This is a genomic window from Agrobacterium sp. 20P9.1.2 (assembly GCF_057799395.1).
Genome location: NZ_JBYOKI010000002.1, coordinates 92,323 through 112,288, shown reverse-complemented (window position 1 = coordinate 112,288; position 19,966 = coordinate 92,323). Strand labels below are relative to the sequence as shown.

The following is a 19,966-nucleotide window of genomic DNA, read 5'->3' as shown; positions in this document are numbered from 1 at the left end:
CTGCTTGGGGCTGGCCTACTTGATCATCCAGAGTTTTCGGAACCCATCGAGATGGGCATCGCCATAGCCATCATTGAAGTTGGCGGGCGTACCAGCGGTTTCGATATTGCTTTCATCGAAGACCAGCAGCGGCACGTTCAGCTTGGCCACCTCGGGCTTTCCGCACAGCATGCGCATAATGTTATCGATAGCGGCGTAACCCGCCCATCCAAGGCTTTCACCCACATCCATCTGCACCTGACCTGCGCGCACCATGTCTAGTACGAATGGCGTGCCGTTGAAGCTGGCAAGCTTAACGCTGCCTTCCGCGCCGGTGATGCGCATGGCTGGAATGACGAATTGCGACATGGAGTCGTAGATCGGCAGGATGTAATTGATCGACGGATCGGCCAGCAGAGCGGACTGCGTGCCGGATTGAATCTTCGTCGCCCATTCCGACACAGGAACGTCAAGATGCTTCGTCTTGCAATCCGGGCAAAGCGCGGCGAGTTCATCCTGTATCGATTTGACGAAGGGAATGGATGGCAACACATCCGATGAGCCGATGATCAGCACATTGGGTTTGCCGCCGGTCTGTACATAGGCCCAGACCGCTAGCAGTTTTCCAGCGCCGGTGAAATCGACCTTGCCGGAGTAATCGACGCTATCGATCGCCTTTTGCGTCACGTCATAAAAATGCGTCGTTGAGATTTTCAATCCGGCAGCGCGCGCTTCGCCCAGTTGTGGGCCGAGAACCTCTGGATTCAGCCCACCGGCAAGATCAAGTGCATCATATTTCTGCGTGATGGCCTGTGAAATGCCCTGAACCCACTGGTCGATTTTCAGCTGGTTGTCCCATGTCGTGTAGGTGAAACCGACCTCATTGGCCGCGTCAGACATTGCCTTTTGCAGTTCGACGTTAAAGGGGATCGTCATGGAAATCGGGATCGACAGCACCTTCTTGCCCGCCATACACGCCTTGGCATCGAAGGCTTCGCCCGGAGGCGTAAAGACCGGCATGGCGCGGTGCTGCTCGATGATTGCCTTGGCATCTGCCATGGGGTCTGCGGAAGCTGGGTTGGAGACGGCCGCGACAGCTGAGGCGGCCAAGAATGAACTGACGAGAAGCAGGCGCATGATCGACATCCCCTCTATGATCCCGGTTGTCCGGGTATCTTTTAAGCGGTCCCTGTGATCCGCTGTAGAGATAATGTACGTACATACTCAAGCGATCGTCAATCGGTTTTTGCCTAATTTTTTGCACTGCACATTTAAGCGGCGACTGCTGAAAACCCTGACAGTGCAACGCTTCAATTATGAACAATTGGTGCAGCGTGAGCGCTCGCAACAAAGAAATCCCGGCTAACACCAATGCTATGTCAGTACATATCGTTCATCTTAGCGTGTGCTGATACGCGCCCGCCAAGCGATGATCATGCCCGCAAAGCCGAAGAGCGAAAAAATCAGGAAGCTCGCGCCGTAATGTCCCGTCACTGCGTAAAGGCCCGCGAAGGATGAGGGGCCGACGATGACGCCGATGAACGTGTAGACCAGAACGCCGCCGGTAATCGCGCCCACCCGACCCTCGGGAGAATTATGGGCGACTTCGGCCAGCAGCACGCCGTTCCAGCCGATGGTGACGGCTCCCATGGCGACGAAGAGCGCGATCTGGGCCGCCGGGGGCAAATAGGGTAACCAGTAAAGCAGGGCATAGCCGATCCCACCCAGCAATCCGAGCAGCGACAGGGTGATATATCCGCCGCCGATCCGATCCGCGACCACGCCCCAGAATATACGGCCGAGCGCCCCTGCAAGCTGCATGGCGGCGGCAACGGAGCCTGCGGCCAAAAGTGGCCAGCCAGCATCATGCACGAGCGTTACCACCGCAAAGGCAGAGACGGAGAGTTGCATGGCCGAATAGGCAAAGCCAAGACAGCTCAAAACCCGCAGGCGCGGGTTGCGCCAGATCGTCGATTGCTCTTCGATCAGGCCGCGCAGCATGGATGGCACCTGTTTTGTGGTTTTCGGTTCCGCCGCATGGGTCGTTGCCAACAAACCCATTGTCAAAAGCGGAGCAAGTGCGCCGATGAGCAATGCCACATGCCAATCCACATAACGCGACAGAAAGGGGAAAGCGAAGCTCGCCAGAATGCCGCCCAGCGGAACACCGGACTGCTTCAGCGAAAAGACAATATTACGCCTGTTCTGCGGCGTGACACGGCTCAACATTTCGGAGGCTGCCGGATTGTTCAGCCCGTAACCGATGCCGATGAGAAGCGACGCCAGAATGATGATGACGATATTGGCGGTGGCGATGCCCGCAAAGCCAAGCACGAAGCACATCAAAGCGATCTGTTCGATACGGACAGGCCCGAAACGCTGCACGAGCGTGCCCGCAACAGCCGAAGAGAACATGCCGGATGCATAGATCAGGCTGATCTGATACCCGATCCAGTAGGCGCCGATATCCAGATCGGCTGCCACGGTTGGCGCAATCGCCGTCAGCGCGAGAACACTTGCCGTTGCCACGATCTGGATAAGAGTTGCTGCGACCAGCGTTTGAATGAGCGAAGAGGCGTGGCGTGCTGGCGTGGCCTCTTGCCCAACTAAGTCCGACATGCGTTTCAATGTCCCGGGAAATGACGTTTGGTATATGTACGTACTAATTGATTTGATGTCGTGTCGCAAGGTTGCTGGCACGGCTTTGTTGATCGTCCGGATTTTGTTTGCGTTTCACCCGGAAAGAAGGTTGAAACTTTTGAAACAAGAATGCGGCAACGCGCACGGACGCAGGCGGGGATGGGCTTGGACCAAAAAGGCACTGATTGGAAGCCGGAGCTGGAGACGGCGCCGCTCTATCTGCAAGTCGCACATCATCTGGAAAGCCGCATCAATAAGGGCGATTATCCGGTCGGAACCTTGTTGCCCACGGAAAACGAGATTGCCATAGCTCTGGGCGTTAGCCGCCAGACTGTGCGTCAGGCTATCGGCACATTGCGCAACAAGGGTCGTCTTTCAGCGCGCAAGGGCGTTGGCACCCGCGTCGAGGCTGGCTTTGACCCGGAGCGCAAGCGCTTTATCGCCCACTCACGCTCGGAACTGTTCGAGATCGCTGCCGAAACTGAATTCGTGATCGATACGAAGGAAGAGATTTCGGCGCAGGGCAAGCTGGCGGTTGAGCTGGGCTGCCGCCCCGGCCGCAAATTCGTTCACATGGCGGGCATTCGCTATTCTGGAGATCGCAGTCGCGCCTTTTCCTGGAATGAGGTTTATGTCGATTCCAAGCTTGCCGCAGCGGTTAAAGACCTTACCGTCGCCCGCAGTGCCATCTTCCACTATATCGAGCAGTTCACGGGCGAGAAAATCCAAGAAATTCAGCAGGATATCAAGCCGCTGATGCTGGATGACGTTACCGCTGAAAAGCTTGGCGTCAAGGCGGGCGATCTGGCGCTTGTTGTGACGCGCCGCTATTACGGCTCCGGTCGGCGCCTGCTGGAATATGCATTTCAGGTTCTGCCTGCCGAACGCTTTACGTTCACGACAACACTCCGCGCCGAAAGCTAGCACTCCAAAATCCTGCCCGATTATTGGCCCTTTGCCTCCCGATTCGTCTTTTGGCGAAATCATCGGCAATGAATTCCTGCGCGCAAAATCACCGTCTGACCAAAAAATAATCACGCCTAAACTTGCGTCATTTTTGGCTGGACAGGTTCAAATATTTTTGCATTAGTTCGTACATACTGCCTAGCATATCCACCAGATCATAAAGGGGAACCACATGGATATCGGTGTTTTCATTCCCATCGGAAACAATGGCTGGCTGATCTCTACGACCTCGCCGCAGTACAAGCCCAGCTTCGAGCTCAACAAGCAGATCGTCCAGAAAGCCGAAAAATATGGGCTGGAATTCGCGCTTTCGATGATCAAGTTGCGCGGTTTCGGCGGTAAGGCAGAGTTCTGGGACTACAATCTGGAAAGCTTCACGCTGATGGCGAGCCTCGCTGCAGTTACAGACCGTATCAAGCTGTTTGCCTCGACTGCCGTTTTGACACTGCCGCCCGCGATCGTTGCGCGCATGGCGACAACAATCGACAGCGTTGCGCCGGGGCGTTTCGGCGTCAACATCGTGTCCGGTTGGCAGATGGCGGAATATGACCAGATGGGCATGTGGCCGGGCAACGACTACTTTGGTTACCGCTACGACTACTCGACAGAATATGTCCACATCATGAAAGAACTCTGGGCGAACGGCGAATGCAATTTCGAAGGCAAGCACTTCACCATGAAGGATTGCATGATGAAGCCGACGCCGGAAAACAAGATCGAAATCGTTGCCGCTGGCCAAAGCCCCCGCGGCATGGAATTCGCGGCTGAATATGCCGATTACAACTTCGTTATGGGCGCTGGCATCAACACGCCGACAGCCTATGCGCCTAACAACGCCAAGCTGCTTGAGGCTGCTGCGAAAACCGGTCGTGATGTTGGCGCTTATGTGTTGTTCATGGTCATCGCCGATGAGACCGACGAACTGGCGAAGGCCAAGTGGGAAAGCTACCGCGCCGGTGCCGATGTCGATGCCTTGGCATGGATGGCCGATCAGGGGGGCAAGGACGCAACCGCCGACAGCAACTCCACGGCCAAACACATCAACCTGCCGGAAGGTGCCGTCAACTTCAACATGGGAACCTTGGTCGGATCCTACGCCAACGTGGCGCGCATGCTGGACGAGGCAGGCAATGTTCCCGGCACGAAGGGCATCATGCTGACCTTCGACGACTTTCTGGTCGGTCTCGATACGTTCGGCGAGCGTATTCAGCCTTTGATGGCATCGCGCACGCCGACCCAGATCGCAGCCGAATAAAATGAACCAGATGCCCCCTGCCACCCTCGGCAATTCATGTACCGAGGCTAGTGATATGTTTGACCCACTGACCTTGGTCGATCCGGGTTTAACAGATCGAGCATATCGCGGGGTCGGGATATCTTCTGGAACGCTGCAATGTGCGCCCGTCGAAGCCTCATCTCTGGATATGCCGTGGAGACAGGCTGGCGTCGAGCAACTCCTTTCCGCTTATGCGGGCGGGAGCGTCTCGCCCGCAGATGTCTTGAGGACATTAACCGATGCGGTTCGAGGGAGCGTGGCCGGTGAAGAGGCGGTTCTTCGTTTCGTGCCTGGCGCGGAGGCTGCGGCGCGCGAAAGCGAAGAGCGCTGGCGTAGCGGCACGGCGCGGCCTCTCGAAGGCATATTTTTCGGGGTCAAAGACATCATCGATGTTGCGGGTGCTGTCGTCACCTCCGGCTCTCATTTTACCGGCGAGCGGATTGCGCCTGCAGATGCCGCGGCGGTGGCCAGCTTGCGTTCCGCCGGTGCCATCCCCTTTGCCATGACGGCAACGACCGAATTTGCCACCGGTTCGCCGCACAATCCACGCTTCGGCACCGTCACCAACCCTTGGGACAAAAGCCGCTGGACGGGCGGTTCATCAACCGGCTCAGGTGCCGGATTAGCAGCAAGGCTCATGCCACTAGCGCTCGGCACCGATACCGGCGGTTCCATCCGCGTTCCCTCCTGTTGGTGCGGCACGACGGGGTTGAAGCCCAGCCGCGAACGTGTTTCGCGCACAGGTGTTGCGTCGCTTTCCTGGACGCTGGATCATGTCGGACCCATGGCGCGCTCGGCGCGTGACATTGCTCGCGTCTTGCCGTTCATGACGGCGCAGAGCGAACCGGAACTCGCCACGCAATGCGCCGCACTTCTCAACGATCCGGCGATCGAAGGCTTGCGCATCGGCGTGCCCGTCAACTGGTTCACGGAACTGGTCGATGACGTGGTTCTGATCAATTGGGAAAATGCGCTGAAAATGCTGGAAACACTGGGCTGCACACTTGTGCCCCTGCCTGCCATCGACATCGCGCCGTGGCATGATGCCGGTTGGGTCATTTTGCAGAGCGAACTGGCCGCGCTGCATTCTGCCCGGCTTGATCGCGCTGAACTCTTCGATCCAAGTCTCCTGCACCGGCTGAAAAACGGTCTGACTTATACAGCGGTGGATTATGCGCAGGCGTTACAGCGGCGGGCCGAGGCTCATATCTGTTTCCTCAGCGCCATTGATGATGTCGACCTTGTCATCACGCCCGGTGTGGGCGGCGAGGCGGGGCGTCTTGATAATCTGACCGTGGACGTCAACGGCGAGGGGCATTCCTTTCAGTCGCTGATTTCCCGCAACACCATGATTTTCGACGTCACCGGACTGCCCGCCCTGATGATGCCCTCGGGCCTTGGCAAGTCCGGCCTGCCGACGGGTATCCAGATCGTCGGGCGGCCACAGGCCGATGCCATCTGCCTGCGGCTAGGTGCTGCCTTCCAGCGGACAACGAACTTCCATCGCCTGACGCCACCGGGAGTGATGTAGCGGCAAGCAAAGCGAATTCGAGAATGCCTCTGTGCATTACGCCCTGAAAGTTTCGAAGAACTGGGTGATTTCGCCTTCCGAAACGACATCGGCATATTTGGCATTCATATCGAACAGGTTGGCTTCATGTGGCCCCTGATGACGGTCGCCACAGGCGTCTGAAACGACCGTGGTGATGAAGCCATGCGACATGGAATCGACGCAGGATGCACGGACGCATCCACTTGTGGTGAGGCCCGTCAGCACAACATTGTCGATGCCCAAAGATGTTAGCGTCGAGGCGAGACTTGTGCCGAAGAAGGCGCTTGGATATTGCTTGGAGACGATGATCTCGTTTTCGAGAGGCACAAGCCCCTGTGCAAATTCGGCAGTGCTTTTACCTTTGATGAATGCGCCAAGCGGCTTAGCCTTTTCCATAAAGCGTCCACCGTTGATGCCGCTCTTCTGATAGGTCACTTCGGTCAGCACTACGGGAATCCCGACCTTGTGCGCTAGTTTGCGGATGCGCAGTGCAGAGGCGAGCGCATCATCGACATCAGCATAGAGTGGGCAATCGGGATCGAAATAGGCGTGAGCGAAATCGATCAAAACCAGCGCGGGGCGTTTGCCGAAGCCTGCCTTTTTTCCGTATGCGAGCTTATAGTTGTCATCGATGTTCTGGGACATTGCCATTCCTGTATTTGCGTTACTGGTCGATCTCAGGAGATATCGACTTAGTCCAGCATGCAAAATTCGTTCCAAACTTCGTGGAAAATTGGCAGTTAGGTATCTTTTCCGTAAGTGGTGGTGTGCTTTCGGCACAGGCCATATTAACAACACTGAAATCTAACTGGCTGCCTACCCCGCAACCTTCCGCAGTGATTTTTCAATCTGCCCGCCGCAATATTGATCTCCATATTTCTTTAGGGTGCTCTTATTGAGCTCAGCAAGAGATGGCATCGCTTGCATCCGCTCCGAAAGCCCACAGATAGTCGGTGCCGTCGATTTGAAAATGGCATCGATTGCGGGGAAGCGATCACTCATCGTCGCCCAGAGCGTAGCGGTGACGATGTCGGCGATGCCTGGCTGCTTTGTTCCGAGTATGTAACCCGCATCGCGCGTCAGGCCGTTGCGCCGGCCGGTGTCCTCGAAAATCAACATCCATTTTTGAAGCCGTGGCAGGAACTCTTTCCACTTTTCATCGGTCCACATTTCCCGCCCGCCATCCAGCGTCAGTTCGTCGATGACGTCATTAGCGTCGTTGATGATTTTGGTCGTGAGTGCGCGGCCTTCAGCGGTGTTCGGTAAAAGATCGAGACGTTCTCCCAAGTAAATGGCGATTGCGGGCATTTGTGAGATGGCGAAGTCTCGTTCGCGGTCGATCAGAATGGGTGGGCCCATGAAGGCGATGGGCTGCTGACCTGCGTCACGCTCCATCATTTCGCCGATTTCGTTGGAATCATGTTCATCCCAGGCGCGGCCACCGTAGGCCAGAATGGCGCGGATGAACTGGCCGCGAAACGGCACGGGCCAATAGTAAAGGTCGAAGTCGCTCACGTTTTTTCTCCCGACTGTCTGAGTAAAAAACAACGGAGGCGGGTGCGGGCGGTTCCATTTAGATATTATCATGTGCTTACAAAATCGCTCCTGTTTAAGGAACGTAATTGACAGCCCTTCGCTTTCAGTTATTCTGTTATAAAAGCTTATATAACATAATAGTGGAACATCTGAAAACCGGGAGCTTTGTATGAAACTCAAGCTAGCACTTCTTATTGCCACCGCGCTTGTTGCTGCCCCGTCGCTTCTTTCCGCACAGGAAAAGGGTGGCGTCATCAATGTGGCGACGATTGGCGAGCCGCCGACACTCGATCCGATGGCATCGACTGCGGACCTCGTCGGCATCGTTACGCAGCATATGTTCGAGACGCTCTACACCTTCGACAAGGACTGGAAGACGACGCCTCTGCTGGCTGAAAGCCTGCCTGAGATCAGTGCGGATGGTAAAACCTACACGATCAAGCTCCGCTCCGGGATCAAGTTTCACGATGGTTCCGATATGGCGTCCGATGATGTCGTCGCCTCGCTGAACCGCTGGATCAAAGTTGCCTCGCGCGGCAAGCAGGCAGCATCTTTCATCGACAAGATCGAAGCGACCGATCCATCCACGGTGACGATCACGCTGAAGCAGCCTTATGCGCCGCTTGTTTCACTGCTCGCCTTCAATAATTCTGCGGCGATTATTCTGCCAGCCGAAAAGCAGGATGAGCCGATGAAGGACTTCATCGGCACCGGGCCCTATATGCTGAAAGAGCGCAAGGCCGACCAGTATATCCAGCTCGTCCGCTTCGATGGTTACACACCGCGCTCTGGCGAAAGCAATGGTTATGGTGGCGCGCGCCATCAGTATCTCGATGAAATCCGTTTCGTGCCGGTGCCGGACGCCAATACGCGAGTGGAAGCGGCAGTCTCCGGTCAGTATGACTACATCGACAGTCTTCCGGTCGAATCCTTCGACAAGATCAAGTCGTCCACGGTGACCGAGCCGGTCGTTCTCAAGCCTTTCGGCTATCCAGTCTTCGTGTTCAACACGGCAGAGGGTATTGCCAAGGATGTAGCCATTCGTAAAGCCATTCGCCAGGCTCTGAGTATGGAAGACATGATGGCCGCAGCGTTTGGCAGCACCGATTTCTACGCGCTGGATGGCGATATCTATCCGAAGAATTTCGTCTGGAACACAGATGCCGGTGTTGAAGGCAATTACAATCTCGCAGACCCTGAGGGCGCTGCCGCAGCGGCCAAGGCTGCTGGCTATGACGGCGAAAAGCCGATCCGTATTCTGACCAGCCGCCAGTATGAATTCCATTACAAGATGGCGCAGGTCGCGGCGGAATATCTGAAGCTCGCCGGTTTCAAGGTGGATATGCAGGTGGTCGATTGGGCAACGCTCACGCAGCGTCGCGCCGACAAGGGTCTATGGGACATCTACATCACCCACAGCCCGTTCCTGCCAGAACCTGCATTGATCGGTTCGCTCGCGCCAACATCTCCGGGCTGGTGGGATACGCCGCTGCGCAAGCAGACGGTTGAAGCCTTCTCTGCCGAATCCGATCCGGAAAAGCGCGTCGCGCTCTGGGCTGATGTTCAAAAGGCGATGTATGCGGAAATTCCTTACATGAAGATCGGTGACTTCAACGGTCTGACTGCCAAGGCCAAGAAGGTCGAGGGCGTGGATCCCGCTCCATGGCCGTATTTCTGGAATGCCTCGATCAAGAAGTAACGCTTTTCGATGGGCCGGATGCCGCTTTGCTGCGGCTCCGGTTTCGAAAATGGTTCTGTCTTGGAGCATGAAGAGAGACATCTATGATCCGTTATATTCTCCAGCGCCTGTTCGGCATGATCGTCGTGATGTTTCTCGTCGTGACCATTGTTTTCGTCATCGTGCGCGTAACGCCGGGCGACCCGGCTGCCGTCATGCTGGGCCCGGATGCGTCTGCACAGGACATTGCTGATCTGCGCATGCGGTTGGGGCTGGATCAGTCCCTTATCGTTCAATATCTGATCTATATCGGCCAGATGCTGAAGGGCGATCTTGGTCAGTCGATCTTTCTCAACATGCCGGTCACCTCTGCGCTGATGGCGCGGGCTGAGCCGACGTTTTTCCTCACGCTGTTCTCGCTTCTGATTGCCAGCGTCATCGCGCTGCCCATCGGCATCTATGCGGCCTATCGCCGTGGCTCATTTATCGATCAGGCCGCAACGACCATTGCCATGCTGGCGGCCAGCATTCCCAGTTTTTGGCTCGGACTCATTCTCATGCAGTTCTTCGCCGTGCGGCTGAACATCTTTCCCGTGTCCGGCTATGGCGGGCCGGGTTCTAGCTTCATGGAACGCATGTACCATTTGACGCTTCCGGCCTTTGCGCTTGGCATTGTTTCCTCTGCCCTCATTCTGCGTTTCACGCGCGCGTCCATGCTGGATGTTCTTGGCGATGATTATATTCGCACGGCCCGTGCCAAAGGTCTGGTCGAACGCCGCGTCATTCTCAAACATGCGCTGAAGAACGCGCTGATCCCCATCCTGACTGTCATAGGTCTGACCGCTGCCGTGCTGATCTCCGGTGCTGTCGTTACCGAGACCGTGTTTGGTTTGCCGGGTGTTGGCAGTCTGGTGGTGTCGGCTGTGCTGCGACGGGATTATCCAGTCATTCAGGGGGCTCTGCTGGTCATTGCGGCGCTCTACGTCCTCATCAATTTCGCAATCGATATGCTTTATTTGGCGATCGATCCGCGTGTTCGTTATTAAGGGGGCGCGACGGATGGTCGATTTGACAACAGCCACCCCAAAACCTGCCGCCAGCGAAGGCTCCAAGTTCCTGCGCCGGTTCCTGACGCGCAAAACGGTGGCCTTTGGCCTCCTCATTCTAGTGATCTTCGTTCTGCTGGCCGCGCTTGCGCCATGGATCGCACCGTACTCGCCGTCCAAACTGTCCATCGTCAACCGGCTGAAGCCGCCGAGCGAAACCTTCTGGTTTGGCACAGACGAATTCGGTCGCGATGTCTTTTCGCGCACCATCTATTCCGCGCGGTTGTCGTTGCTGATTGGTGCCTCTGTCGTTGTGCTGTCGGCGGCTATCGGTGTGACACTCGGACTTCTGGCCGGTTTCTTCCAGAAACTCGATACGCCCATTGCCCGCTTGATCGATGCAATGATGGCGTTTCCGGATATTCTTCTTGCCATCGCGCTGGTGGCAGCCCTTGGCCCTTCGCTCACCACCGTCATCATCGCACTGTCGATTGTCTATTCACCGCGCCTTGCCCGCATCGTCCGCGCCTCGACATTGGTGATCCGCGAACTGCCATATGTGGAAGCCGCGCAAGCGCTCGGCATTTCGACCTTCCACATCATGACGCGGCATGTGCTGCGCAATCTGCTCTCGCCCATCCTTGTGCAGGCCACATTCCTGTTTGCAAGCGCCATGCTGGCGGAGGCTGGCCTTTCCTTTCTCGGGCTCGGTGTGAGCCCGGAAATTCCAACCTGGGGAACCATGATCGCCAGCGGCCGCCAATATATCGGGCAGGCCGACTGGATGACCTATTTCCCGGGCTTTGCCATCATTCTTTCCGTGCTGTCGCTGCAAATGGTCGGCGATGGTTTGCGGGACATGCTCGATCCAAGACTGCGAAGGGATTTGTAATATGACCGGGGAAAACGCGAAACCGCTCCTCCTCACCAACGTCAAGCCAATGGCTTTTGGCGAAACCGTGCAGACTGGCACGACCGACATTCTGGTCGGCGGTGACGGCAAGATTGCCGCCATCGGCCAGTCCATTGCCGCGCCCGCAAATGCCACGCGTATCGACGGCAAGGGCGCATGGATTTCCCCCGGCTGGGTGGATTTGCACGTCCACATCTGGCACGGCGGTACAGATATTTCGATCCGTCCTTCGGAATGCGGGGCAGAGCGCGGCGTTACAACATTGGTCGATGCCGGTTCTGCCGGTGAAGCCAACTTTCATGGCTTCCGCGAATATATCATCGAGCCATCCAAGGAACGCATCAAGGCCTTCCTCAATCTCGGTTCTATCGGCCTTGTCGCCTGCAATCGTGTTGCGGAACTGCGTGATATCAGAGACATCGACCTTGATCGTATCATCGAATGCTATGCCGAAAACAGCGAGCACATTGTCGGCCTGAAGGTCCGGGCCAGCCACGTCATCACCGGCTCCTGGGGCGTGACCCCGGTTAAACTTGGCAAAAAGATCGCCAAAATCCTGAAGATACCGATGATGGTGCATGTGGGCGAACCACCAGCACTATACGACGAAGTGCTGGAAATTCTCGGCCCGGGCGACGTTGTCACGCACTGCTTTAACGGCAAGGCAGGTTCATCAATATTGGAAGACGAAGACCTCTTCAATCTGGCCGAACGTTGCGCATCGGAAGGTGTGCGGCTGGATATCGGCCACGGTGGAGCATCCTTCTCGTTCAAGGTCGCGGAAGCGGCGATTGCGCGTGGTCTCTTGCCGCATTCCATTTCGACAGACCTTCACGGTCACTCGATGAACTTCCCTGTCTGGGATTTGGCAACGACAATGTCGAAGCTGATGTCCGTCGGCATGCCTTTCGACAAGGTCGTTAACGCTGTGACGCATGCGCCCGCCGAAGTTATCAAGCTCGACATGCAGAACCGCCTTTCGGTCGGTGCACGGGCTGATTTCACCATTTTCGATGTCATCGACTCCGATCTCGAAGCGACCGATTCCAACGGTGACGTTTCGCAACTCAAACAACTGTTCGAGCCGCGTTACGCCGTCATTGGCGCGGATGCCACTGTTGCCAGCCGCTACATTCCGCGTGCGCGCAAACTGGTTCGCCACAGCCACGGCTATTCCTATCGCTGAGGACTGCCAGCCATGAACAGAGAATTTCGCATAATACAGGAGTTTGCGTGACCCAGTCCCCGATCAAGTCAGAAGCAAAGGCGGAAACGCCCTATGACCGGCTTGCCGCGCTCGGCATCGAACTGCCGCCGCCAGCGCCGCCAATCGCCAACTTCGTAACACATGTCATTGAAGGCAACATGCTCTACCTTTCCGGCCAAGGCCCGCGAGAGGCGGATGGTTTCATGCACACCGGCAAGGTCGGAACGGATGTTTCGGCGGAAAAGGCCTATGCCGATGCACGGCTGACGGGCGTCAACCTGCTGGCGGTCATGCACGACGCGCTGGGCGATTTGTCGCGCGTGCGTCGCGTCGTGAAACTGCTCGGCATGGTCAATGCCGCGCCTGATTTTCTGGAGCATCCGCAGGTCATCAACGGCTGCTCTGATCTTTTCAATGCCGTGTTTGGTGAGGCGGGCCAGCATGCCCGCTCCGCCGTCGGTTTCGGTTCACTTCCAGGCAATATCACGGTGGAGATTGAAGCCATCGTGGCATTGCACGGCTAGGGGGGACGGTCAGTGGTTGCGCCAGCCCATCAGCTTTTCGATCCGCGCTGCCGACGCCTTGACGCGGTCGGCATAGCCGGACTTGTCGGCAAGGACTTTCTGTTCGGGAAGCACGATGGAAATCGTCGCCACGCAATCACCCCTGTTATCGACAATGGGCGATGCAATGCAGGCCACGGAGTAATCGGACTCCCCGGCCTGAATGGACAGACGCTCTTCAAAAGCCTTGCGCGCCGCGTCCGACAGCGTGGTCGCATCGATGGTGGCGCGACCGGTGGGCGATATGCGCGCGCCGCGTTTGAACAGCTCGATACGCTCGGCTTCCGGCATATGGCCGACGAGAAGACGGCCGGACGCCGTCCAGTTGAGGGGAACACGGGTGCCGACACGGGATGCAACCTGAAAATGGCTGGGGCCATCCGCCATGGCCAGCACAAGCATGTGCTCAGCGTCACGGCCGCAAACCTGAACGGTTTCGCCCGCCTCGCGGCAAAGATCGTGCATTTCGTGGGTCGCGACACTCATGAAGTCCAGCGAGCGGGCGTAAGCCAGACCGTAATGATAAAGCCGCGCGCCAAGCCAGATCATGCCGTCGGCATTGCGGGCCAGCATGTTCTTTTCCACCAGATCATCGATGATCACATAGACGGTGGAAAGCGGAGCCTTGACGGCCTTGGCAATGGCATAGGCACCGGCGGGCGCACCGGTTTCATAGAGATAATCGATTACCTGCAAGGCGCGGTCGATGCCGCTGACACGCGAGCGACGCGCCTTGCCGTCACCGTCAACCGCCGATGTAACCTCGGAAAGGTCCGATGATGTCTTCAAATCCAAAACCAAGCTCCTGCACCTTAAAGAACATATTGCATTACTATGGCATAGGCGTTTGCGGGGCAACCGAAATCAGAGCCGGTATCGACGGCTCACAGACTGGAGAATGACAATGTCCGACGATATCCGCACGAAGCTCGGCCTGCGCCCGGTGATCAACGTCTCCGGCACGATGACCAGCCTCGGGGCGTCCATCGTGGTGCCGGAAGCGGTTGCCGCCATGGCAGCTATCCTTCCGCAATTTGTTGAGATCAACGATCTTCAGCGCAAGGCAAGCACCATCATTGCGCGGCTGACCGGTGGTGAAGCCGGGTTCGTCACAGCGTCCTGCTCATCCGGCATCAGCCTGGCTGTAGCCGGAACGATTACCGGGCCAGACCTTTTGGCGATTGAGAGGCTACCGGAAACATCGACGCCCAAGAACGAGGTTCTTGTGCAAATGGGCCATGTGGTGAGCTACGGCGCACCGGTAGACCAATCCATCCGTCTGGCTGGCGGCAAGGTTGTGATGATCGGTCAGGCAACATCGACGCATCGCTACCACATGGAAAATGCCATCACCGATAAAACGGCAGCAGCGGTCTATGTCGTGTCGCATCACGTTGTGGATTACGGCCTCCTTAATCTCAAAGAATTCGTGGAGATCGCGCATGCCAAGGGCGTGCCCGTGATTGTGGATGCGGCATCGGAATATGACCTGAAGCTTTTTCTCGAGCAAGGCGCTGATATCGCCCTCTATTCCGGCCACAAGTTTCTCGGTGGCCCGACATCGGGCATCGTCGCGGGCAAAAAAGACCTCGTGCGCAACGCATTCCTTCAAAACATGGGCATTGGCCGTGGCATGAAGGTTGGCAAGGAAAGCATTTACGGCGTCATGGCGGCGCTGGAAGCCTGGGAAAAGCGTGACCATGTCGGCATCCGCGAGCGTGAAACAGGCTATCTGAACCTGTGGAAGCAGACGCTTGCCAACCGCCCGGGCGTCACCGCGCTGATCGAACCCGACCCGACCAACAATCCGCTGGACCGCATGCGGGTCATCATCTCGCCGGAGGAAGCCCACATCACCGCCTGGGATTTGGCCGCTGCCCTGCGCCAAGGTCCGCAGCCGATCATCGTGCGGGATCATGAAGTCGAGCATCACTATTTCTACCTCGACCCCTGCAACCTGCATCCGGGCCAGGAAACGGTGGTGGCGGCAAGGCTTGCAGAGGAACTAGACAAGGCCCGCGCCTCCAACGAGATCATCGCGACACCTTTCGAGGATTTGAGCAAGCATCGTTTCGATGGCGCGTTGAAATGGCCTGACTGACCCGTTGCATCCAACTGATCCACTAATCAGGCGGATCAGTTGGATTGGTTCAGGCAGAAAGAACATAAAGGAACGATCATGACCAACCTCGCAAAGACCATGCCCATTGCGCCACAAACTACCGAGCCGGTTCTGTCGGTCGAAAAGCTGCGCACATCCTTCATGGTCGATGGTGTGTGGAAGCCGGTCGTTCGTGATATTTCCTTCACGGTCGCGCCGGGTGAGACTGTGGCCATCGTCGGTGAAAGCGGCTCCGGCAAGTCTGTCACGTCGCTGTCGATCATGCGGCTGTTGCAGCCCGATACCAGCCGCATCGAGGGCAAGGTCATGCTCGGAGGTCGAGATCTGTTGGCGCTGCCGGAGCATGAGATGCGTAAAGTGCGCGGCAATGATGTGGCGATGATCTTTCAGGAACCGATGACGAGCCTCAACCCGCTCTTCACTATTGGCGACCAGATTTCCGAGGCGCTGCTGTGTCATGCGCCGATGAGCAAACACGATGCGAGGGCGGAAACCATCCGCATTCTTGAAAAGGTTCGTATTCCATCCGCCGCATCGCGCTTCGATGAATATCCGCATCGTTTTTCCGGTGGCATGCGCCAGCGCGTGATGATTGCCATGGCGCTTGCCACCAAGCCGAAGCTGCTGATTGCCGACGAACCGACGACGGCGTTGGACGTCACCATTCAAGGCCAGATCCTCGATCTCATCAAAACCTTGCAGGAAGAGGAGGGGACGTCGGTTCTCTTCATCACCCACGATATGGGCGTTGTGGCAGAGATCGCCGACCGGACCGTCGTGATGTATCAAGGCGAGCAGGTGGAGACGGGTGCGACCGCCGACATCTTCCATCGCGGCCAGCATCCTTACACACGCGCGCTGCTATCTGCTGTGCCGGTGCTTGGCTCGATGCAGGACTACCAGAGACCGCGTCGTTTTCCCGTCGTCAACGTCGCCACCGGCGAATCCGATGTGCCGGTCGAGGTTAGCGATACGGTAGCGAAGGGCCAGCCGGTGTTGCAGGTCAGAAATCTCACCAAGCGCTTCGACATTCATTCCGGCCTCTTCGGCAAACTCTCGGGCCGTGTGCATGCGGTGGAGAATGTCTCCTTCGATCTTCATGCCGGTGAAACGCTTTCGCTGGTTGGCGAATCCGGCTGCGGCAAGTCCACCACGGGCCGTGCGATCATGCGGCTGATAGAGCCGGGAAGCGGCTCCGTTCTGGTCGATGGGCGTGAGGTGCTGACGCTGGACAAGCAGGAAATGCGCGAGATGCGTAAGACTGTCCAGATGATCTTTCAGGACCCCTTCGCCTCGCTCAATCCGCGCATGACGGTTGGCGCCGCCATCGCTGAACCCTTCCTCGAACACAAGATGGGCGATAAAAAACAGGCAAAGCACGTGGTTGCCGATATGCTTGTGAAAGTCGGGCTGACACCTGACATGGCCAAGCGATACCCACACGAATTTTCCGGCGGTCAGCGCCAGCGTGTCTGCATTGCCCGTGCGCTTGCGCTTCAGCCGAAAGTCATCGTGGCAGACGAAAGCGTTTCGGCGCTTGATGTCTCGATCAAGGCGCAGGTCATCAATCTCATGCTGGATTTGCAGCAGAGCCTCGATCTCGCCTTCCTCTTCATTTCCCACGATATGGCCGTTGTGGAACGCGTCAGCCACCGGGTGGCGGTCATGTATCTGGGCGAGATCGTTGAGATTGGGCCGCGCGCGGCAGTGTTTGGCAACCCGCAGCATGCCTATACGAAACGCCTGATGTCGGCGGTGCCGGTGCCTGACCCGGATCGTCGCCGCATCAAAAGCGGATCAGTCGCCGAGGAACTGAAAAGCCCGATACGACCAGTTGATTACCAGGCTGTTCCACCGAAATTTCGCGAGGTCTCACCGGGCCATCTGGTGGCGGAGCTTTGATTTCGTGGTTGGGTTTCGCACGCCGCACCTGTTTCTGAAAGCCAAACCAAGAATTTAGGTTGACTTGCGCCGTGTGACAGCGAAACTACATCCTGTTGATGGAAACCAGCTTTGGGAGGAGCGTTTCATGAAACGGAACTGGCCTGATGAGTTCGGCTCATTGTTAGATGGCGCGGAAGAAGTCACTCTCACACTATCCAGCCCAGACAGTGATCATCCCAAGGTGACGCGTAAGGCACTGAAGGTTCGGCTTTCCCAGCAGGACTACGAAAAAATCTGGCCGCTCGCAGAAATGCGTTTTCGCTTGCAAGGAGCGCGCGCGGGCTCAGCAATCACCTTGATTACGAGTAATCCTCATTACCAGCATTGGCACCCCGCCGATGGGGGAAGTGAGCAGATGAATCTGCCAAGCGGCATGGTTCACGAAACGAAATATGTGATCGTTCACTTCCTGTTGGATGAAGTACGGGAACCGGTGGAAGCGTAGAGTAAACATTGTCGCGGCGAGGCATCGTTAGTTTGGCATGCCTCGCTCCTTTTCGCGGGTTTCTCACCACCGCTTAAGACCCGTCATCATCCCGTTTGATGACAGATGTCGAGCAACGTCAGCGCTGCCTTGCTCGCATGGCGCTCCTTATGTCTCAGCAGGCGAAACTCACGCGCAGATGCGGGGAAGTCGACTTCGCACAGTCTGCCGCTTTCGATATATTGCTGAGCGGCAAGTCGCGAAACGGCTGCGGCACCGCCGCCAGCCAGCAGAGCAGACAAGATCGATTCATTGGATGGCAAAACGAGTATCGTATTGAGCGTGCCTGCCTTGATGCCCATCTCGGTCAGGGTTTCTTCAAAGGCAGAGCGGGTACCGGAGCCGACTTCGCGCATCACCCACTGGCCATCTCTTATGTCATCGATGCCCAAGGTCTTCTTGCCCGCCCAAGGGTGAGAAGGGCCGACGACAACGACCAGTTCATCGTGTGCGACGATGGACGCGGCAAGTGCTGGCTCATCAAGTTCGCCCTCCACAAAGCCGATATCCGCTTCACCGCTGATGACCGCATCCGCGACGGTGCGTGTATTTCCAATCGTCAAGCTTAGCTCGATGCCCGGAAACCTGTTGTGAAACTCCATCAGGCGCGGCGGCAACCAGTAGCTGGCAATTGTCTGGCTGGCAAAAACACTGAGCGAACCACGCTGCATGCCGCCGAGCTCGCTGAGAATAAGTTCGACCGAGCGAGACCGTGCGAGAAGCTTTCGCGCCTCATCCAGGAAGATGCGTCCCGTTGCGGTGAGTTCAATGCGCCTGCCGATCCGGTGAAAAAGCTCGACACCGTAATGCTGCTCGAGATTGCGTATCGATGCGCTGACTGCCGATGGCGTCAAATGGATTGCGGCGGCAGCCTTTGTCAGGTGCTCACGCTCTGCGACGGCGACAAAAATTGAGAGTTGTTCGAAAGTCATAGGAAATCGTTCTGTTTTTCCGAATGAAACGTAGAATTATATTCGATGGAAGTAAATTAAATTAGGTGAAAAAACTGTCACAAAGCATCACAGAGACAGTCCATCATGAATTCCCCCCGCGCACTTCAAATCATTCCCGGCCTTGCCCTTTGTGTCACGGTCGCCGGTGCAGCCTATCTTGTGGCTCATGTCGAGCATGCTCTGTTCGGCGCAGGATTACTGGAGCCGTTGGTCTTTGCGATCATCATCGGCATCGTCATCCGCACCATGTTTTCTGACAGACAGTCCTGGCGGCCCGGCATCAGTTTCAGTTCCAAAACCCTGCTCGAAATTGCCATCGTCCTTCTCGGTGCTTCGATCAGTTTTGCCACAATCAAAAGCGCGGGGCTAACGTTGATCATCTCGGTCGCGGCTATCGTCAGCATGTCGATCTATGTGAGTTTTGCCGTCGCTCGCTTGCTGCGCCTGTCGCCACGGCTTGCCATGCTGATTGCCTGCGGAAATTCCATCTGCGGAAACTCGGCCATCGTCGCGGTTGCGCCCGTCATTGAGGCCAATTCCGATGAAGTCGCCTCGGCTCTCGCTTTCACAGCCGTTCTCGGTGTCGCCTCCGTCCTTCTTCTACCGCTTCTTTACACTTATGGGGGCCTTGGTGCCGCGCAGTATGGCGCCCTGACCGGTCTTACAGTCTATGCCGTTCCGCAGGTTCTGGCCGCCGCCACCCCGGCTGGTCTGGTTGCGGTCCAGACGGGAACGGTCATCAAACTTCTGCGCGTTCTCATGCTAGGACCGGTGATTTTTACGCTGGGTATTCTTCAAGGCAAGGCAGCCCGCCGCGCTGGCCGTCCTACGTCCTACCGAAACCTCGTCCCATGGTTCATCATCGGCTTCATGCTTGTGGTTGTCGCGCGGTCTTTGGGGCTTATCCCGCTCAACATCGTGAATATATTGCTGACCGTCTCCGGTGGGTTGACTGTCGTCGCGATGGCTGGATTGGGGCTGTCGGTCGATATCCGCACGGTGGCAAGTGCGGGTGGACGTGTCATCCTTGCATCGTCCATCTCGCTGCTTCTGCTCGTGGTCGTCAGCTATTTCGTCGTGATTTCCGCTCTCCACGCATAGTTGCTG

Annotated in this window: 18 protein-coding genes; 12 read left to right on the top strand and 6 right to left on the bottom strand. The window is 56.9% G+C overall.

What is annotated here, in order from left to right:
• Positions 1–15 precede the first annotated feature (15 nt).
• Both AC27VJ_RS06380 and AC27VJ_RS06375 read right to left on the bottom strand, forming a co-directional pair.
• On the bottom strand, positions 16–1,116 hold the full coding sequence (locus AC27VJ_RS06380; protein ID WP_488683286.1) for a sugar ABC transporter substrate-binding protein: 1,101 nt from the start codon (positions 1,114–1,116) through the stop codon (positions 16–18).
• Between the two features lie 261 nt (positions 1,117–1,377).
• Entirely contained in the window at positions 1,378–2,598 is a 1,221-nt protein-coding gene (locus AC27VJ_RS06375; protein ID WP_488683285.1) for an MFS transporter, read from the bottom strand.
• Positions 2,599–2,784: 186 nt separating this feature from the next.
• On the opposite strand from AC27VJ_RS06375, the gene AC27VJ_RS06370 reads away from it, so the two are divergent.
• The 3 genes from AC27VJ_RS06370 to AC27VJ_RS06360 all read left to right on the top strand — a co-directional run bounded on the left by AC27VJ_RS06370 (position 2,785) and on the right by AC27VJ_RS06360 (position 6,392).
• Complete coding sequence (locus tag AC27VJ_RS06370) at positions 2,785–3,543, top strand: GntR family transcriptional regulator (protein ID WP_488683284.1); 759 nt, start codon at positions 2,785–2,787, stop codon at positions 3,541–3,543.
• 214 nt (positions 3,544–3,757) lie between these two features.
• Entirely contained in the window at positions 3,758–4,840 is a 1,083-nt protein-coding gene (rutA, locus tag AC27VJ_RS06365) for a pyrimidine utilization protein A (protein ID WP_488683283.1), read from the top strand.
• Between the two features lie 244 nt (positions 4,841–5,084).
• Positions 5,085–6,392 carry an amidase gene (locus tag AC27VJ_RS06360; protein ID WP_488683282.1) on the top strand — a complete coding sequence of 436 codons (1,308 nt, stop codon included), beginning with the start codon at positions 5,085–5,087 and terminating at the stop codon, positions 6,390–6,392.
• Positions 6,393–6,428: 36 nt separating this feature from the next.
• Here the strand turns inward: AC27VJ_RS06360 and AC27VJ_RS06355 are convergent, their stop codons facing one another.
• Positions 6,429–7,058 carry an isochorismatase family protein gene (locus tag AC27VJ_RS06355; RefSeq protein ID WP_488683281.1) on the bottom strand — a complete coding sequence of 210 codons (630 nt, stop codon included), beginning with the start codon at positions 7,056–7,058 and terminating at the stop codon, positions 6,429–6,431.
• A 171-nt stretch (positions 7,059–7,229) separates the two neighbouring features.
• Positions 7,230–7,928, bottom strand: coding sequence for a glutathione transferase, Atu5508 family (gene gst, locus AC27VJ_RS06350; protein WP_488683280.1), 699 nt, complete (start codon positions 7,926–7,928; stop codon positions 7,230–7,232).
• 190 nt (positions 7,929–8,118) lie between these two features.
• Here gst and AC27VJ_RS06345 point away from each other — a divergent pair, with 190 nt between their 5' ends.
• The 5 genes from AC27VJ_RS06345 (at position 8,119) to AC27VJ_RS06325 (ending at position 13,317) form a co-directional block, all read left to right on the top strand.
• Positions 8,119–9,648, top strand: a complete 1,530-nt coding sequence (locus AC27VJ_RS06345; protein ID WP_488683279.1) for an ABC transporter substrate-binding protein — start codon at positions 8,119–8,121, stop codon at positions 9,646–9,648.
• 83 nt (positions 9,649–9,731) lie between these two features.
• Positions 9,732–10,673: an ABC transporter permease gene (locus AC27VJ_RS06340; RefSeq protein WP_488683278.1), complete on the top strand. Its 942-nt coding sequence runs from the start codon at positions 9,732–9,734 to the stop codon at positions 10,671–10,673.
• A gap of 13 nt (positions 10,674–10,686) precedes the next feature.
• Entirely contained in the window at positions 10,687–11,565 is an 879-nt protein-coding gene (locus AC27VJ_RS06335; RefSeq protein WP_488683277.1) for an ABC transporter permease, read from the top strand.
• Position 11,566: 1 nt separating this feature from the next.
• Entirely contained in the window at positions 11,567–12,772 is a 1,206-nt protein-coding gene (locus AC27VJ_RS06330) for an amidohydrolase/deacetylase family metallohydrolase (RefSeq protein WP_488683276.1), read from the top strand.
• 47 nt (positions 12,773–12,819) lie between these two features.
• Positions 12,820–13,317: a RidA family protein gene (locus AC27VJ_RS06325; protein ID WP_113085755.1), complete on the top strand. Its 498-nt coding sequence runs from the start codon at positions 12,820–12,822 to the stop codon at positions 13,315–13,317.
• A 9-nt stretch (positions 13,318–13,326) separates the two neighbouring features.
• Here AC27VJ_RS06325 and AC27VJ_RS06320 read toward each other — a convergent pair whose 3' ends face one another.
• Positions 13,327–14,157, bottom strand: coding sequence for an IclR family transcriptional regulator (locus tag AC27VJ_RS06320; RefSeq protein WP_488683275.1), 831 nt, complete (start codon positions 14,155–14,157; stop codon positions 13,327–13,329).
• Between the two features lie 103 nt (positions 14,158–14,260).
• On the opposite strand from AC27VJ_RS06320, the gene AC27VJ_RS06315 reads away from it, so the two are divergent.
• From AC27VJ_RS06315 to AC27VJ_RS06305, 3 genes are all read left to right on the top strand, one after another.
• A complete protein-coding gene (locus AC27VJ_RS06315) occupies positions 14,261–15,457 on the top strand; it encodes an aminotransferase class V-fold PLP-dependent enzyme (RefSeq protein ID WP_488683274.1) in 1,197 nt (398 codons plus the stop codon).
• A gap of 78 nt (positions 15,458–15,535) precedes the next feature.
• Positions 15,536–17,380 (top strand): ABC transporter ATP-binding protein, encoded by a 1,845-nt coding sequence (locus AC27VJ_RS06310; protein WP_488683273.1) that lies wholly within the window; start codon positions 15,536–15,538, stop codon positions 17,378–17,380.
• A 127-nt stretch (positions 17,381–17,507) separates the two neighbouring features.
• Positions 17,508–17,867 (top strand): hypothetical protein, encoded by a 360-nt coding sequence (locus tag AC27VJ_RS06305; RefSeq protein ID WP_488683272.1) that lies wholly within the window; start codon positions 17,508–17,510, stop codon positions 17,865–17,867.
• A gap of 86 nt (positions 17,868–17,953) precedes the next feature.
• Here the strand turns inward: AC27VJ_RS06305 and AC27VJ_RS06300 are convergent, their stop codons facing one another.
• Positions 17,954–18,838, bottom strand: coding sequence for a LysR substrate-binding domain-containing protein (locus AC27VJ_RS06300; RefSeq protein ID WP_488683270.1), 885 nt, complete (start codon positions 18,836–18,838; stop codon positions 17,954–17,956).
• A 105-nt stretch (positions 18,839–18,943) separates the two neighbouring features.
• Here AC27VJ_RS06300 and AC27VJ_RS06295 point away from each other — a divergent pair, with 105 nt between their 5' ends.
• Positions 18,944–19,960, top strand: coding sequence for a YeiH family protein (locus AC27VJ_RS06295; protein WP_488683268.1), 1,017 nt, complete (start codon positions 18,944–18,946; stop codon positions 19,958–19,960).
• Positions 19,961–19,966: the final 6 nt, after the last annotated feature.

What these genes read in the sequence shown, in the direction of transcription:
- AC27VJ_RS06340 (WP_488683278.1), top strand. Translation starts at nt 9,732, where the DNA reads ATGATCCGTTATATTCTCCAGCGCCTGTTCGGCATGATCGTCGTGATG.
- AC27VJ_RS06305 (WP_488683272.1), top strand. Translation starts at nt 17,508, where the DNA reads ATGAAACGGAACTGGCCTGATGAGTTCGGCTCATTGTTAGATGGCGCG.
- AC27VJ_RS06380 (WP_488683286.1), bottom strand. Translation starts at nt 1,116, where the DNA reads ATGCGCCTGCTTCTCGTCAGTTCATTCTTGGCCGCCTCAGCTGTCGCG.
- AC27VJ_RS06375 (WP_488683285.1), bottom strand. Translation starts at nt 2,598, where the DNA reads ATGTCGGACTTAGTTGGGCAAGAGGCCACGCCAGCACGCCACGCCTCT.
- AC27VJ_RS06355 (WP_488683281.1), bottom strand. Translation starts at nt 7,058, where the DNA reads ATGTCCCAGAACATCGATGACAACTATAAGCTCGCATACGGAAAAAAG.
- AC27VJ_RS06345 (WP_488683279.1), top strand. Translation starts at nt 8,119, where the DNA reads ATGAAACTCAAGCTAGCACTTCTTATTGCCACCGCGCTTGTTGCTGCC.
- rutA (WP_488683283.1), top strand. Translation starts at nt 3,758, where the DNA reads ATGGATATCGGTGTTTTCATTCCCATCGGAAACAATGGCTGGCTGATC.
- AC27VJ_RS06330 (WP_488683276.1), top strand. Translation starts at nt 11,567, where the DNA reads ATGACCGGGGAAAACGCGAAACCGCTCCTCCTCACCAACGTCAAGCCA.
- AC27VJ_RS06335 (WP_488683277.1), top strand. Translation starts at nt 10,687, where the DNA reads ATGGTCGATTTGACAACAGCCACCCCAAAACCTGCCGCCAGCGAAGGC.
- AC27VJ_RS06300 (WP_488683270.1), bottom strand. Translation starts at nt 18,838, where the DNA reads ATGACTTTCGAACAACTCTCAATTTTTGTCGCCGTCGCAGAGCGTGAG.
- AC27VJ_RS06315 (WP_488683274.1), top strand. Translation starts at nt 14,261, where the DNA reads ATGTCCGACGATATCCGCACGAAGCTCGGCCTGCGCCCGGTGATCAAC.
- AC27VJ_RS06295 (WP_488683268.1), top strand. Translation starts at nt 18,944, where the DNA reads ATGAATTCCCCCCGCGCACTTCAAATCATTCCCGGCCTTGCCCTTTGT.
- AC27VJ_RS06310 (WP_488683273.1), top strand. Translation starts at nt 15,536, where the DNA reads ATGACCAACCTCGCAAAGACCATGCCCATTGCGCCACAAACTACCGAG.